General features: G+C 36.6%; 16 protein-coding genes and 1 pseudogene. 4 read left to right on the top strand and 13 right to left on the bottom strand.

Going from position 1 to position 16294, the window contains the following annotated elements; all coding sequences use genetic code 11:
* Window positions 1–6: 6 nt before the first annotated feature.
* The 4 genes and pseudogenes from ACEWFJ_RS11155 to ACEWFJ_RS11140 all read right to left on the bottom strand — a co-directional run bounded on the left by ACEWFJ_RS11155 (window position 7) and on the right by ACEWFJ_RS11140 (window position 4700).
* Window positions 7–846: a GNAT family N-acetyltransferase gene (locus ACEWFJ_RS11155; protein ID WP_473692180.1), complete on the bottom strand. Its 840-nt coding sequence runs from the start codon at window positions 844–846 to the stop codon at window positions 7–9.
* A gap of 70 nt (window positions 847–916) precedes the next feature.
* Window positions 917–2424: pseudogene (argH, locus tag ACEWFJ_RS11150) on the bottom strand (argininosuccinate lyase).
* A gap of 100 nt (window positions 2425–2524) precedes the next feature.
* Window positions 2525–3625 (bottom strand): serine hydrolase, encoded by a 1101-nt coding sequence (locus ACEWFJ_RS11145; RefSeq protein ID WP_473692446.1) that lies wholly within the window; start codon window positions 3623–3625, stop codon window positions 2525–2527.
* A gap of 127 nt (window positions 3626–3752) precedes the next feature.
* Window positions 3753–4700 carry a nucleoside hydrolase gene (locus ACEWFJ_RS11140; RefSeq protein WP_473692178.1) on the bottom strand — a complete coding sequence of 316 codons (948 nt, stop codon included), beginning with the start codon at window positions 4698–4700 and terminating at the stop codon, window positions 3753–3755.
* 21 nt (window positions 4701–4721) lie between these two features.
* On the opposite strand from ACEWFJ_RS11140, the gene ACEWFJ_RS11135 reads away from it, so the two are divergent.
* Window positions 4722–5033 carry a hypothetical protein gene (locus tag ACEWFJ_RS11135; RefSeq protein WP_473692176.1) on the top strand — a complete coding sequence of 104 codons (312 nt, stop codon included), beginning with the start codon at window positions 4722–4724 and terminating at the stop codon, window positions 5031–5033.
* A gap of 103 nt (window positions 5034–5136) precedes the next feature.
* The gene (locus tag ACEWFJ_RS11130; protein ID WP_473692174.1) at window positions 5137–5511 is read left to right on the top strand and encodes a DUF3888 domain-containing protein; all 375 of its coding nucleotides are present in this window, start codon (window positions 5137–5139) and stop codon (window positions 5509–5511) included.
* Window positions 5512–6036: 525 nt separating this feature from the next.
* On the opposite strand, the gene ACEWFJ_RS11125 is transcribed toward ACEWFJ_RS11130, so the two are convergent.
* The 4 genes from ACEWFJ_RS11125 to ACEWFJ_RS11110 form a co-directional block, all read right to left on the bottom strand.
* Window positions 6037–7140 (bottom strand): lactonase family protein, encoded by a 1104-nt coding sequence (locus ACEWFJ_RS11125; protein ID WP_473692172.1) that lies wholly within the window; start codon window positions 7138–7140, stop codon window positions 6037–6039.
* 117 nt (window positions 7141–7257) lie between these two features.
* A complete protein-coding gene (locus ACEWFJ_RS11120) occupies window positions 7258–7431 on the bottom strand; it encodes a hypothetical protein (RefSeq protein ID WP_473692170.1) in 174 nt (57 codons plus the stop codon).
* A 227-nt stretch (window positions 7432–7658) separates the two neighbouring features.
* Window positions 7659–9098, bottom strand: coding sequence for a sodium/pantothenate symporter (gene panF, locus ACEWFJ_RS11115; RefSeq protein WP_473692168.1), 1440 nt, complete (start codon window positions 9096–9098; stop codon window positions 7659–7661).
* Between the two features lie 2 nt (window positions 9099–9100).
* Window positions 9101–9379, bottom strand: coding sequence for a YhdT family protein (locus tag ACEWFJ_RS11110; protein WP_098309883.1), 279 nt, complete (start codon window positions 9377–9379; stop codon window positions 9101–9103).
* A 435-nt stretch (window positions 9380–9814) separates the two neighbouring features.
* Between ACEWFJ_RS11110 and ACEWFJ_RS11105 the strand changes: the two genes are divergently transcribed.
* Window positions 9815–11299: an aldehyde dehydrogenase family protein gene (locus tag ACEWFJ_RS11105; protein WP_098309884.1), complete on the top strand. Its 1485-nt coding sequence runs from the start codon at window positions 9815–9817 to the stop codon at window positions 11297–11299.
* A 113-nt stretch (window positions 11300–11412) separates the two neighbouring features.
* Here ACEWFJ_RS11105 and fabG read toward each other — a convergent pair whose 3' ends face one another.
* Complete coding sequence (gene fabG, locus ACEWFJ_RS11100) at window positions 11413–12153, bottom strand: 3-oxoacyl-ACP reductase FabG (protein ID WP_473692166.1); 741 nt, start codon at window positions 12151–12153, stop codon at window positions 11413–11415.
* Window positions 12154–12287: 134 nt separating this feature from the next.
* On the opposite strand from fabG, the gene ACEWFJ_RS11095 reads away from it, so the two are divergent.
* A complete protein-coding gene (locus ACEWFJ_RS11095; protein ID WP_429758633.1) occupies window positions 12288–12437 on the top strand; it encodes a YfhD family protein in 150 nt (49 codons plus the stop codon).
* Window positions 12438–12457: 20 nt separating this feature from the next.
* Here the strand turns inward: ACEWFJ_RS11095 and shc are convergent, their stop codons facing one another.
* From shc to ACEWFJ_RS11075, 4 genes are all read right to left on the bottom strand, one after another.
* Window positions 12458–14317 (bottom strand): squalene--hopene cyclase, encoded by a 1860-nt coding sequence (shc, locus tag ACEWFJ_RS11090; protein ID WP_473692164.1) that lies wholly within the window; start codon window positions 14315–14317, stop codon window positions 12458–12460.
* 99 nt (window positions 14318–14416) lie between these two features.
* Window positions 14417–14842 (bottom strand): divergent PAP2 family protein, encoded by a 426-nt coding sequence (locus ACEWFJ_RS11085; protein ID WP_473692162.1) that lies wholly within the window; start codon window positions 14840–14842, stop codon window positions 14417–14419.
* A gap of 78 nt (window positions 14843–14920) precedes the next feature.
* Window positions 14921–15877, bottom strand: coding sequence for an EamA family transporter RarD (rarD, locus tag ACEWFJ_RS11080; protein WP_473692160.1), 957 nt, complete (start codon window positions 15875–15877; stop codon window positions 14921–14923).
* A 62-nt stretch (window positions 15878–15939) separates the two neighbouring features.
* Window positions 15940–16188 carry a DUF1294 domain-containing protein gene (locus ACEWFJ_RS11075; protein ID WP_098309931.1) on the bottom strand — a complete coding sequence of 83 codons (249 nt, stop codon included), beginning with the start codon at window positions 16186–16188 and terminating at the stop codon, window positions 15940–15942.
* Between the last annotated feature and the right edge of the window lie 106 nt (window positions 16189–16294).

Here is a 16294-nt window from a genome sequence, read left to right as displayed (position 1 = left end):
GTTTTTCTATTGTTTAGATTTTAAAAATAATAGAACTGACTCCATAATTAGTTCATAACCAATTTCTTGATATATTTTGTTAGATGTAGGATTAGCTAGATCAGTATATAATGAGGTCGTCGCATACCCATTGTCTAACATATATTGACTGAGTGCTGATACACAGTTTAAAGCATAACCTTTTTTCCGTTCTATCTTCGGAGTATATACAAAATTAATTGTGACATTACGTTTCGTTGGTCTTGTAATAGCTGCCATCGAAACTAACTGTCCTTTCATCTCCCATCCGAACAAGCGCTGACTTTCAATTAATTCAGCAGCAGTATGCACCGCTTCTTCCCTTGTAATTGCTAAATTTACTTCTTCACAAAAGCAATATACCCAATCTTCAATCAAACCTTGTTCTTTTAATTCTATTCGACGGAAAACCCCATTATTTCCGGCTCTCTTCTTTACATACTTTAACCCATATACCCCTTGCTTCATTTTGATTTGAATCGATTTATTTTGAAAATCCGCAAGTTGTTCTGCTAAACACTCTACCATCTGTTTTTCTCCAATTAATCCGGGCACATCAGGATATGCAATCGCTAGTTGTTGTGCAATTTCTCTTATATCATCCTTTTCTAAAGGCACAGACTTTGCTACAATGGCTTGCTGATGATGCGTTTGAAGCATAACGAATACAAGCTCTCTCTCTTTTGTAGCCGTTGCCATAAATAAGGGAAGCTGCGAGGACCGTAACACACCTAATATTAAATTATTCTCTTGCTCATACGTTTCCAAAAAAGGCAGAATATCATTTTTAAATTGTACAAAATTCGTATATACATTTAGTTGTATCACTATAATCTCTTCTTTCTTTCGAAATATATAGTGATATATTAGCGATTTACAAGTTAAATCCTTCTTTATTTCATGAATGAATGATAGTTGCAATAAGTTTATTGACTTGTTTTTCAGCTTTAGCAAGTTGTTCCTTCACATTCTCTAGCCGCTCTTCCTGCTTTGAAACATTTTCTTTTCTCTCTTTAATCATTCGCTGCATTTGCAGTAGGCTCGGTCCACCGTATACATTTCGCTTTGCAACAAACGAATGCGGTGAAATTATTTCACTCCACTCCTCTTTTGTTAATACAACCTGTAATTCCTTTTGTAAATACATATTAATATCAACAATATTTAGTTCGTGTAAATCTTTTTTCTGTTCTTCTGAAAGTTTAGCTATATAGCTTGCTGTATAATGAGCACGGCGAAATGGAACATCATACTGCCGAGTTAGTGTATCCGCTAATTCAGTTATTGTAATTGCATGCTTTTTTGCACGACTTTGTAATATCTCCTTTTCAATTGTCATCGTGCGCACTACCGCATTCATTACACAAATAACTCGAAGTGCTTTCTCAAACCCTTCATATAAATGGGGCTGTAAATCATCTTCTGTATCGACAATATCTCCAAACGGTGTATTATGAATCATTTGAAAAACAGTAAATGCCTCTCCCCAAGCGCTACTTGCAAGAGACCTTGCATGTTCAATTGATACTGGATTGCGTTTTTGCGGCATAATACTACTAATTTGTACATAGGGATTTGCAACTGTAATACCGTTGTACTCTTTCGTAGCTAATAATAAAAAGTCTTGAAGCCATCTACTTATATTTGTCATCATTATCATAAGCGCGCTGCTTGTTTCTAATAAATAATCTGTACTTGCAATCGCGTCGTATGAATTTTCAATTACCTTCGAAAAACCAAGAAGATCCGCAACGCGCTTTCGATTAATCGGAAAACTAGTTGTAGCAAGCGCCGCTGCTCCTAAAGGAGATTGATTTACAATATGATAAGCGTTCCATAATCGCTCCGTATCACGTTGCATCACATCATAAATAGCAAGCAGATAATGACCAAATGTTGTTGGCTGTGCTGGTTGTGTATGTGTATATGCCGGCATAATCGTTTCCATGTGCTCCTCAGCTCGCTCTAGAATACTCTCTTGCAGTAGCATAAAATGCTCGATGTATTGTAGGAGATAACGTCGTAAGCTCATACGATACATCGCCACCCCCATATCATTTCGGCTTCGCCCAATGTGCATATTGCTAACAATATCACTGTCTGCTTCTTGTTGAATCAAATGCTCAACTAAAAAAAGAGATCTTCATACTCTTTGCTGTATACTAGATCGTCTAATGGGACAGTTTTTACTTTTTCTACCGCCGCTACAATCTGCTTAGCATTTTGTTTTTGTAGCAAACCTTCCTCTTGCAACATAATGACATGTGCATGGTGAATACGAAACATGTCATCCAATAAATAATTCCGCTGAAAACAGAATATATGTTGTAATATATAATCAGCATATGTTCTCCCTGGAAAGACTACACCTTCTCGCTGTAAAAACTCCTCGCTTCCCTCCCGCATTTTAAATAGCTCCCCTCACTTATTGATTATTAATCATCATACCCAGCTACCCAAAAAATGTGTTTATCCAAAGAAAAAAACCGATGCATACACATCGGTTTTACTTAATAACAGTTGCTTTATATTTATCACTTTGCAATATTTGAAAATGCAAATTAAGTAAATGTTTACGTAATTCAGCACTGTCTTCCTCATTTACATTATTCGCCAAAAAGACAATTTCTGTGCAGTTTCCATGTTTGTCTGTTGCATATACAGCTTTAGACAAAGACCATGGCGTATACCCATTTTTTTGACCTGCATGTCGAAAATATTGACGATACTTTTTCCCTTGCATATCTGATTCCACAAGTTGTGACCATTCTTTTTCTTCCTCTTTTGTGAAACCTTTTTGATGGTTTGCTTTCTCTAATAAAATCATATAGTCATTTGCAGAAGCAGCCGGGAGTCTATCTGACCAAATTTTGTCGTACTTTTCTCCCAAGAAAAGCGGAATTTCATTTTGCAGCTGCGGACCTTTTTGTTTTAAACGCTCATGTATTAACATCGCATAACGACAATATTCTTCTTGCGGCATCGTTCTTAATGTATGCGCTAATTGTTGCTTTGGAACATGTAATTCTTTGTATAAATAGCCTGGAATATATAAAGATGAAACAATTGGGAATAATGGCTGGTGTGATGGTAATCCTAATTTATTTATATTTTCATTAATATTCTCTATACCAAGGCGCTCCATTAAATACTCTGTATTTGCATTTGAACTAAATTTCATCATTCCTCTTGCTACTTGTTCTAACGTAACTGCATTTTCTTCAATAAGTCCTTTTTTCATTAAAACATTTTGCCATCTCTCATGAGCACCGCCATCCGTCTTTGGAACGTAATAACGATTAATATCGTCCATCGACACAAGCTCATTTGGATCAATTTTCCCTTCCCCTACTTGTTTTGTAAACTCCAACGCTACAATGAGCTTCATCGTACTCGCTACAGGTAATACAACATTAGGGTTTATAGAATATACCAATTTATCATTTCGTTTCACTAGCAATGCGCTGTTTTTTTGATCTTTATTTTCTTCTACAAATGACGCAACATATTGTGCATCATCATAGTTTGAACTCCATACTTTTTTCACAAAAAAATTACCTGAGATAATAAATATGAATAAACAAAGTATTGCTATACATAATCCTATTTTCCTCAAATGGAATTCCTCTCCTAAACTTTGTCTTGTAATCTATTATATATAATTCATTCGCAAAACAATAGAGGCGATCTATGAAAAGATCGCCTCTATTGTAACTTGTAAACTTGCATACTGTCTACGTCATAACCCGAATAAAATCTTCAAGAAATTTTTTATAATGTAACTTCCAGCCAATCCTCACCCATTTTTTCATCGCTTCTGCCCTTGGCTGTGGTCTAAAGTCGGCAATACTTTCACCTTTTGCAAGACCATCAACATCAACTTGAACACGACGATATACATATTCTATCAAGGAAGGATTAACAACAGCCATCATTGTTACAACATCATGAATCGGACTTCCAGCTATGTTCGGATTTAATTTTTTATAGGCTTTATAGTAATAATTAAAAATTGGTTCGATTAATGTATTAAAATTTGTTTTTGTATTCTTTGTAATATATGTAACAGTATCAGGAGTAATGACTGCTTCATTTGTTACGTTCAGCGGAATTAACGAAACGTTCTCAGCATATTGCATTACTAAATTTGAAGCAATCGCATCTCCGTGAAAATTTGCTTCTGCAACAGGGGTAACATTTCCTGGAACAAGAAATGCCCCACCCATTATGTAATACTCTTTTACGCTTTTCATCAATTCTTTCTCTAAAATAAAAGCCGTTGCTAAGCTTGTTGAACGGCCCGCATCAACAATAATAAGCTCTCCTTTATATCTTTTAATAATCTCAAATATCTCACAAAACGGTTTCACATTCGCTTTAATCGTTTCAGGTGGACGAATAGGACCTAAGCCTTCTGGTCCATGTATTTCTGGATAATATGTTATAAATCCTCCTGAAAAAGGAATTTTTGCCCCATTAATAATTGGAATATCTTCTCTTCCAGCTATTTGCAATAAATAAGCAGCATTATTTGTCGCCTGCTCTTGAGTAACGTTGCCATATCCTGTTACAACACCAACAATATCAATATCAGGGTGTAATAACCCATACATGATTGCTAACGAATCATCAATACCAGGATCTCCAAGAAACAGTACTTTTTTCAAAGCATTCAACTCCATCCTATCAACTGCTATTACTATATGACTGAAAAAAAGTGCACAGAAGTAAAATATAAACGATTTTTTATCCCATACAAAAAAGGGCATAAACAAAATATGATTTTTTTAACAAAATTTATTTTAGTAGCAGGTTATAACAACGTTGGACATATTGTGCTAGACGATTATTTTTTCCAAAAACTATTTCATGAAAAAGAACGTGAAATGGACGATAACAACAAAGTTGCCATCATTGCTTCTTTACAACGTCGCATTAAGATGTTAGAAGGCGAAAACAAGCAGTTGCGAGAGCAATTAAAGGTGGATTACGCAGACGTTTATAGGCACATATAATATAAAGTGCCAAATCTTATTTTAGTGTTATTTCTTCAACTAACACATATTATTTTATCAAGTGGAAAGGCTACCTGATGAAATAAGGAGGTAGCCTAATAGTATGAAATACAGTTTCATCGCCTTTATGATAACATTGTCAGTTTTAGGATTAATCTTACCGAATCAAGGAAGCACTGAAACCGAGAAAATCAGTGTCGAAGAAAAACATACTGATTTTTATGATGCTTTTTTAGTATTGTTAGACCCTTATGCCAGAGAAGCGATTAATAAAAAATTCCCAAATCGTAGTTATGGATTATGGAATGCAGAAATATTAGAGGTTACACGAAGAAAAGGTGGATTTTCTCAATTTGATTTTATAGTGAAAGTTAAATACGACACTTATACAGGTCCACATAATCCACCAGAAGGTCCTGTTACTATAACTTTTGATGTAAATATTGAAGGAGTTACTGTAGCTGAAATCAAAGGTTAATTTCTGAGTTTATTATTCAATGTAGTGTAGTGTTTGCAAAATAAACTATAATCATTAAAATGCCAATAATCCCTGATTTCGATCAAAAAGCAGGTTTTTTGGAATTTTAATGGATTTAGGAAATGAATAACCTATTGTTGCTTATTCAAGAAAAGCCCCCGTTTGATTAAGTACAATTATTTACATTCTTGTTTTTATATAAAAGCTGTAAAAGTAACTTACTTTCTTACATTAGTACCCAAATGAAAAAAGGATAATACCTAATCATAGTATTCTTGTTTGTTACTTTCCAACCTGCCCCATTAGCACAAAAAAAGCTGTCAATTGATAGCTTTGATTTACAACTATGCACTAATTTTTTATTTTTTTGAGTTTTAATTGTGAAAAATACACCAGTAACTTGATGATTTAGGTCTCTCTCTTCCATATCGTCTTATTTTCTGCCTCCTTCGTCTATTTGATAACTACCGGCCAAAAAATCATCCTTTATTTTCTATTCCACCAAATATAGTGAATCCAATAGAATCAAAGAACAGCTAAACCTTGCGATCCGAAATAAGGAAAGTTAGTCCAAGCAGCAACCTGCAATCTAACAAGACTACCATCATCTTGGATATGAAATACTGAGACTGTACCCTGATTCCCGTTCAGTGTGTAAAAATAGCGGCCATCTTTACTCACTCCAGCATCTATCGGCAGACCTGTAGCTGTACCTGCTGGTGTACTGGTAATATGCCTTACCACCGCCAGTGTTCCATTGGGATCGATTCGGTAGGTGGAAATGGTGCCGCTTAAGGTGTTGGTAGTGTATGCAAAACGTTCATCCCTCGTTGTTACAACCCAACAAGCGGTCTTATATCCGTTTGGTACAGAGCCGCTAATCACATGAAGAATACCATCGTTAGTCAATGAATAAGAGGACAGCGCATTTGAAACTGCTTCTGTAACTAAGAGGATTCCAGACGATAGAAAATAGGCGCCCAATGGTCCTTGACCATAAGAATCATTAACGATTGGTCCTGTAATCGTACCATTTTTATTTACATGGAATATGCTAAGATGGTTTGATGTAAGCTCGGAGACAAGAATTTTACTGCCATCTGGAGTGAAGAGAACCTGCGCCGGCTGAGCATTGAAAGTACTAAGAGAATGGCTTGATCCGGGAATAGGAGTAAGGCGTCCGTTATCATCTATACGAAAACCAGTGATATTGGATGCAAAATTGTTAGCGGCATTACCTACATTGGAAACATAGAGAAGATTACCAAATACAGCTACGCTATTGGGCTGAGCACCTCCTGATGGCTTCACATCCACGAGAACGGGTGCTCCGCTGTCGGTGATGATGAAACTACTAATACTATTGCCGCCTGCGTTAACTGCAAGTAGGAAACGTCCATCACGGGACAGAGTCAGGGAACCTTGTGACGCAAGGGGATCGACGCCATCGTTTGCTGTTGCAGTGGAGACTTCCTTTGTACCAGTACCTCTGCCATAAGTTGGGTAGGAACCCACAAAGGTGAGCATACCATTCATGTCCCTGTAAAAGGCAATGATTTGATTCATTACTTCATTATTGGTCATAATATAAACCATACTCGCACGAAAATTTTTATTCATTATCTGCATTTTATGACTCTCCTCCTTTCATAACTTTATATGGTTCTTTTGCCATTTCAATTCCCAGAATTGATGTACATCGGTTTAAAAGATAGGTGGATTTTCATCTCCCACTAACCTGCTCCGTTAGTTCAATAACACAGGCTCTTGTTTTTCTTCTAATTTATATACTTCACCCCACTCTATTCCACAAGCAGCAGCATGTAATTGAGGATCGTATTTCTGACCACTTTTAAAAATTGTATAAAATAAATTTGCAATTCTAACACAAAGATGACCAATTTCCTGTTTCTTTATCATTCCTTCTTCTACTTTATGATCATGGTATGCTTTAAAGACAGTAGGCTAACGTTTCCCATTTGCTAACATCATCTCTTTAAGGACTACAGAAACTAACGGATGCTTTAATTTAATAAAAAGGACAATACATATTAGTTATATAAAATATGTATTGTCCTTTATTTATTGTTTTTTTATTTATTTAGGTCTTGATAAGACACAACTCTTGCTCTTTTTATGTAAAGATTTTAAATTTGTTGCAGCTTACGTGAAAACAACGTGCTTCCTATAATATAGGCAATAAGTGCTAAACATACTGGAAATACAACTGTATGAACACCAAAAGGATTTGGAAGAAACAAATGAAATCCCATATAAGAGCCAACTCCAACAACAATAGAAGCAAGTGCCCCGGCAGCATTCCCCCTTCTCCAATACAACCCGAGCACAAGCGGCCAAATGAACGCCGCCTCTAAACCACCAAAGGAAAATAAATTTAACCAAATTAAAAAATCAGGCGGTTTAATCGCTGCAGCATAAACAAGTAATCCAACAATCGCTGTAATCCATAGCGTTCCTCTTTTTATTGTTTGAGCAGCAGCATTTTCGTTTATGTAATTTACATAAATATCTTTAATGATGGAAGAACTCACAAGCAATAACAATGCGTTAACTGTCGACATAATAGCTGCCATTGGTGCTGCTAAGAAAACACCAGCAAGCCAAGGAGGCAATACTTTCATCGCAAGCAATGGCATTACTTTATCAGGCACACTCACTCCCGGTAAAACAACACGGGCAAATACACCGGTTAAATGCATACCAATCATAATTGTACCGACGACAACAGTACCGATAATTAAAGCTTGATGCATCGCTTTTGAATTTTTATAAGACATGGCACGTACACTAATTTGCGGTAAACCTACCACTCCAACGCCAATCAAGATCCAATATGAAGACACATATACCTTTGTCAAACTCCCATCTGCTCCAAATGGCGTAATTAAATTCGGATTGATCTGTACAAGTTCTTGTATAATATTTGAAATACCACCACCTGCAATAATCGTACCAATTAAAATAATTGTCGTGCCGAGCAGCATAATAAGACCCAGTATTGTATCTGAAAGCGCAACAGCACGAAATCCGCCAATCAAAACATAAACAAGTACAAAAAACGTAAAAAGAAATAAAGACGTTGTATAAGAAAGACCTGTTAACGATTCAATTAATCTTCCACCGCCAACCCACTGCGCAACAGTTGCCGAAAACAAGAAAATAATAATACATAATGCCGATAAAATAACAACAGCTTTATTGTTATATCTTCCTTTCAAGTAATCAATTAACGTAATAGCTTCCATTTTTCTTGCAGTAATCGCAAATTTCTTTCCAAGTACAGTTAGTACAATGTAACCCGTTACAACTTGAATAGCCGACAACAATACCCAGCCAAGCCCCATGTTGTATGCAATTCCAGGCCCACCGATAAAGCTACTTGCGCTACCATACGTCGCAATCATCGTCATCGCTAATAACAATCCACCAAGTTCGCGTCCGCCCAGAAAATATTCTTGCAAAAATTTGTTATGCGCGGTCGTTTGAACACGTCTCGACGCATATATACCAATTAAAAACACAACAATAAAACATAAAATCATTGGAATAATTACATACCAGTTCATTTTCATTCCTCACTCTTTTCTTCCTCATCAAACGAAACATCTTGAAATACAAAACGGACAACAAATACAATAAGTAAAACCATTACAATAAACCCTACTATACAACTATAAAAGAACCAGGCTGGAAACCCTAGTACATATGTATATTCTTTTGGATTGCCACTACCTAATCCATATGCGAAACCGTACCATAATAGAAAGTTGATAACAGCAAGTCCAATTCCGATCCACGCTTCACGATGTGCGATGCGAAAACGCGGATCATCATGATGTTGATTCATTTCTTCCCCCTCCTTTCACGATGTATTATTGTACCATTGTTTGTATCGTTTTTCCTATAAAAAAAGCAAAATGAATATCTCTTGTGCATAATATTAGACTTACATCACAAAATTACATATTTTTAACAATTGTAACATAAATAAGATTGAAATTTCTGATTTTTTAAGTTACGATTGAAATTGGATGTCCTTCACCTAGTTTATCCCGCACTAACGGGCAGTAAAACTCCCATCTCAAGATTTTGAGAGAACAAAAAAGATAGATGGGAGATAGCTACTGGCATGTGCCCGATTGGTGAGAGCTTTCCATCAGTGGGAAATAAAGAAAAACCTCTACTGATAGAAGCTTCGCTTTATCCGGCAACTCCTCTTTTATTTGGAATAAATGCAGTATTTTACTGCGTTTACATTATATATTTTTAAGGGGGTTATATAATGAGTCAACTAGCTGTGAATCTCCATGAAAAAGTAGAGAAATTTTTACAAGGAACAAAGAAACTATATGTAAATGGGGCCTTTATTGAAAGCGCTTCCGGAAAAACATTTAAAACACCAAACCCAGCAACTGGTGATACGTTAGCTGTTGTATATGAAGGCGGACGTGAAGATATTCATAAAGCTGTCGTAGCAGCACGTCAAGCGTTTGATGAAGGACCATGGTCACGCATGAGCGGTGCTGAACGTAGCCGTTTCATGTACAAGCTTGCTGATTTAATGGAAAAACATAAAGATGAGCTTGCACAGCTTGAAACATTAGACAACGGAAAACCAATTCAAGAAACAACAACTGCAGATATTCCTCTTGCAATTGAACATATGCGTTATTATGCTGGATGGGCAACAAAATTAGTTGGTCAAACAATTCCTGTTTCAGGAGATTATTTTAATTATACACGCCATGAACCCGTTGGTGTTGTTGGTCAAATTATCCCATGGAACTTCCCGCTTTTAATGGCGATGTGGAAGCTGGGAGCAGCACTAGCAACTGGATGTACCGTCGTACTAAAACCAGCAGAACAAACTCCTCTTTCCGCACTATATTTAGCTGAACTGATAGAAGAAGCTGGCTTCCCAAAAGGTGTTATTAACATTATACCTGGATACGGTGAAACGGCTGGTCAAGCTCTTGTCAGTCATCCTCTCGTTGATAAAATTGCTTTCACAGGCTCAACTGAAGTTGGGAAACACATTATGAAAGAAGCATCCCAATCATTAAAACGCGTAACATTAGAGCTTGGTGGTAAATCACCAAATATTATTCTACCTGATGCCGATTTATCTCGTGCAATTCCAGCAGCACTTTCTGGTGTTATGTTTAACCAAGGACAAGTATGTTGTGCTGGATCTCGCTTGTTCATTCCAAAGAAAATGTATGATAATGTTGTTGCAGATCTTGCCTTATATTCAAAGAGCTTAACGCAAGGATCTGGATTAGATCCACAAACAAACATTGGTCCCCTCGTATCAGAAGAACAACAAAATCGAGTGATGGGCTATATTGAAAAAGGAAAAAATGAAGGAGCAGAAATATTAGTTGGCGGAAATAAACCTTACGAACACGGTTATTATGTTGCTCCAACAATTTTCGCAGCTGTACAAGATGAAATGACGATTGCGAAAGAAGAAATTTTTGGTCCTGTCGTTGCTGCAATGCCATTTGATGACATTGATGAGGTTATTGAACGCGCTAACAAATCAGCATATGGATTAGCTGCCGGTTTGTGGACAGAAAACTTGAAGAATGCGCATTATGTTGCAAGTAAATTACGAGCTGGAACAGTATGGGTAAACTGTTATAACGTCTTTGATGCAGCATCTCCATTTGGAGGTTATAAACAGTCAGGTCTTGGACGTGAAATGGGCTCTTACGCGTTAAATAACTATACAGAAGTAAAAAGCGTTTGGATTAACTTAAACTAAAAAAAGGTCTTGCCAATCGGCAAGACCTTTTCCCTGTTCTAACAAACTGGCAGCCTTACTCCTTTTTATCCCGCATTAATGGGCAGTTATCCCCCACTGATGGAAGTTTCACTTTATACTTGTAACCCCCCACTTACATTTAGCACTTCCCCAGTAATGTAAGAAGCAAAATCTGATGCTAGAAAGGCAGCTGCATGTGCAATATCTTGCGGCGCTCCAATTCGCCCAGCTGGAATGGCTGCGATCATCTTTTCCTTTACTTTATCCGGTATGGCTTGCGTCATATCGGTATCCATAAATCCAGGACAAATTGCATTACATGTAATACCAAATCCAGCTGCTTCTTTTGATGCTGTTTTTGTAAGCCCAATTACACCCGCTTTCGCAGCTGCATAGTTTGCTTGACCGATATTTCCTTGCCAGCTAATGGAAGAAATATTAATAATGCGTCCATATTGTTGTTTACGCATATGCAAAAGCGCTGGCTGCATACAGTTAAATACACCCGTTACATTTACTTGCAATACTTGCTCCCATGCTGTTTTTTCCATTTTATGCAACATTGCATCTCGTGTAATCCCAGCATTATTTACTAAAATATGCAATGCACCATATGTTTGAATTGCATACTCAATTAGCGATTTTGCATCTGTATGACTGCTTACATCACAAACATACGCCCTTACATCATATCCTTCTTGCAATAACTGTGTTGTCGTACTGTTTAAAGCTTCTTGATTAATATCACTTAGTAATACTTTCGCTCCTAAAGTGCCAAATACACGTGCAATTTCTTTTCCAATCCCTTGTGCTGCACCTGTAACAACAGCTGTTTTCCCCTCTAAAAAATTCATCCTTCTCCCTCGCTTTTTCTATGTATTTTCTATATATTTCGTCTTATGTATTTCATTCTCCTTTTTTGCATAAAAAAGTCTATTTGTGTCACACTATAATTGAAACTTAGCAAAACACAAGGAGATTGTGTGAGATGAAAAATAAGAATTCACAGCAAAACAAAGTGTCTGATGGCATTGATGTTGAGTTTTCTCAAGAACTCGCTGACCAAGATGACTTAGAAGCTCAAGCTCGTGCAGATGCTGCAGATGCACGTCAAAAACACCAACCAAACAAAAAATAAACCGAGGACATATTCTCGGTTTATTTTTTGTATTTTTTCACATAATGCGCAAAGGTAAGTAAGGGAAATAAGCGATGATAGCTATGATAACGAATATAAAATTCCCCAGGCAATCCTGCTCCAGTCGGATATTCAATATGTTCTAAAGAATGCTCTAACAAATAATTGATTCCCTTTTGAATACATGCTGTTTCCGTATCATGTACAGCGATTAGGGCATCTAAAGCCCATGCCGTTTGAGAAGGTGTACTAAAAGGTATTGAAATAAACCGCTTTTCTTTACTACTTCTACACGATTCTCCCCAGCCTCCATCATGATGTTGAATCATTTCTAACCACCGTGCTGCTTTTTCCAGTGCCGGGTGATTCCCTGACAGACCATTTGCTCGCAGACCTGTTACAGCAGCCCATGTACCATATATATAACAAACTCCCCATTTTCCATACCAAGAACCATTTTGTTCTTGAGTATGGAGGAGCCATTGCATTGCCCGGTGTAAATCATTTGCACTTATTTTATTTGGCGCATAAGTTCCAAAAAACTCAAGCACTCTCCCTGTTAAATCTGCTGTAGACGGATCAAGAATCATATCTTCTGCACTATCGAGAGGAACATACGCAAACATATGCTTATCAACATCCTTCTCAAACGCTCCCCAGCCTCCATCTTTATTCTGCATTCCAAGAATCCACTGTATCCCTTTATTCCAAGCTTGTTTTACTTTCTTATCTTTCTTCGCAATGTAAGTAAGTGAACGTAGCACCGCTGTTGTATCATCACAATCTGGCACAATGGTATTCGAATCGGTAAATCCCCATCCGCCAGGAGGTAAAGAAGGTGCATGAACATGCCAATCCCCATAAGAAGTATGCTGTTTCTTTAATAAATAGCGATTTGCTCGTTCAATCATCGCATCATCTTCTGAAACATTTGCTTCTTGCAAAGCATAACTTAAAAGAGCAGTATCCCACACTGTTGAAGGTGTGTTTTGCAAATGGGCACCATTTTTTGTATTCCATATGTACGACTGTATCCCTGATACAGCTTTCTCAATAATAGGAGAATGTATAGAATGACCGAGAGCAAGGAGAGCGTAAATCATATAAAAGGTAGCGCTCGCATAAGTGTAAAGTGTTCCATTTCCTTCTATACGTTCTAGCATAAAACGTTCCGCTGCTTTATATCCTTTTTGATGAAGAGAATATGGATAAGAAATTAGCTTTTTCCCTTCTGATAAAATTGTTTGCAAAACAGAAGAGCGTTTATTATGAAACCAATTTGATTTATTCGCACCCACTATGTAACTAAGATTAGGAATAATATTTTCTTCTATTACAAATTTCTTATTCATACAAATGAGCGTAGGAACGAAATGAATACGTGCAGTATTACTCAATTCATACATACTAAACGAGGAATGATCTGGTAGAAAGAAAAAAGACATGGGAAAATAAAACAATGCAGGGTAATCGTATTGCCCATGTAAGGCTAACATAAACTTCGTCATAAAGTGAGCGTTTGTAATGCCACCTTGTTCAAGAATAAATTGTTCTGCACGGCGCATCATATGGTCTTCTTTCTTAAATTTCCTAGAAGCTAACAATGCAGTATACACTTGAATTGTAGCTGAAAGATTTCCATTCAGCTCATCTTCATACAATTTCCATGTCCCTTCATTTGCTTGTAAAGAAATTAGTCTTGTCACAAATGGCTCTATTTCTTTTTCTCTTCGTAACGTACGTAATAATAGAATCATATGACAATCAGTTAATGGGGATCCCTCAAAGCAAAAACGCCATGTTCCATCTCTTTGCTGCATCGTACGTAACGCTGTAATTTGTTTCTCCATTTCCTGTTTTACTTTGTCATGCAGCAGCATAGATGTCCCCCTCTTTATTGAATCCATATACAATATTCAATAATATACGTAAATATGTGTAAAACAAAAAAGCAAAGTGAAGTTGATTCCTCACTTTGCTTACGAACAATACCAAATCGCAACAACAATTCCTAAAATCGCCCCGACAATGACTTGATATGGCGTATGACCGACAAGCTCATTCAATTTTTTATAATCCGTTTGTCTTCCATGAAAAAAGTCATTTAAAATTTTTGCTTGTTTACTTACAGCAAGCCTCACTCCGGATGCGTCATACATGACAATAATCGCAAAAATCGTTGCAATTGCAAATACGGAGCTCGTAATTCCTTCTTCAATCCCAATTGCTATTGCTAATGCTGTGACAGTAGAAGAATGAGAACTCGGCATTCCACCAGAAGCAAAAAACTGTGCAAAATCAAATTCTCTCTTTTTTACTAAAGTGATTATAACTTTTGTAAGTTGTGCTAAGAACCAAGCAATCACTGCAGACATTAATGGATTGTTATGTAAAATTGTTTCCATAATTTGCACCTCACCGCTTATAATGGAATATCCTTACTTACATTATAAAGAAAACGGCATACATAATACTATGCCGTTTTACGAAACTTTTGCAGATTTATTTTTTATAAATTTCGGCTGCTTATTTAACATAAATTTCGTTTTCGCTATCGAAAATGTAAATAACGCAATCCAAATAAAGAAAAATGCTATCATATGAGTCCCTGTAAAATGTTCATGAAAGACAAAAATTCCTAATACAAGACTGATTGTCGGTGCAATATATTGCAAAAATCCGACCATTGATAACGGAATAAGCTTTGTACCTTTTGCAAAATATAAAAGCGGTAATGCAGTAATAATACCAGCACCAGCTAAAAGTAACGTCGACGTAATCGAAACTGATCCAAACGAACCAATTCCTTGAACACCTAACATTCCTAAATATACAAGAGCAATCGGCATTACAAGCATCGTTTCCATCGTAAGCCCAATCATTGAATCATAATCTAATAATTTCTTTGATAAACCATATAAACCAAATGTACATGCTAACGAAATCGCAATCCACGGAATGGATCCAAAGTGAACTGTTAAAATTACAACCCCAAATGCCGCTAACCCTACGGCAACATATTGCCAAAAATTGAGTTTTTCTTTTAAAACGAGCGTGCCAAGTAAAATACTAACAAGCGGATTAATATAATAACCTAGACTTGCTTCAATTACATGATTATGATTAACAGCCCATATGTACACAAACCAGTTCCCGCTAATTAATATAGAAGCAGCAGTTAATGACATGAATAATTTAGGACGTTTAAAAAGTTGTACAAGCTCATTCATAAATTGACCAAAACGTCTGCAAATCAATAAAACAAGTAACATAAAAGCGAATGCCCAAACGATGCGATGAGCTAAAATTTCTTCTGCAGGAACTTCATCTATCAGTTTCCAATAAAGCGGCAGAACTCCCCACATCATATATGCACTTGCCGCATATATGATCCCCTTTTTTGCGCTTCCATTTGACTCTCCTCTTTTCTTTTTCTTCATTATAAAATGTCCATCTACCTTTTTACAATTTTCCGCTACATAACTTTTTCACACGGACCTTACTATAATATCCAAAAGATATATGCTCCCGCAGCCGCAAGGAATGGAATACCAAACACAAACTTATTTTTATGTGTCTTATGATGAAACATATACATCCCAATCCAAGCTCCAATTCCTCCCCCTGCTGCTGCAACTAAAAACAACGTACTCTCCGGCGTACGCCACTGCTTCTTCTTTGCTTTTCTTTTATCTAGTCCCATCATCATAAAAGCGAGAACATTAATAATTACAAAATAACCCCATTTCAGCATATTATTAAACCTCTTTCATACATTTTTCCAATCAATTATTTATCCCGTACTAACGGGCAGTAAGCCTCCACTGATAGGAGGTTCAATTTATTATACACTCATT

The sequence above is a fragment of the Bacillus sp. EA-CB0995 genome (assembly GCF_055814245.1).
This window is presented reverse-complemented; position numbering and strand designations above follow the sequence as displayed.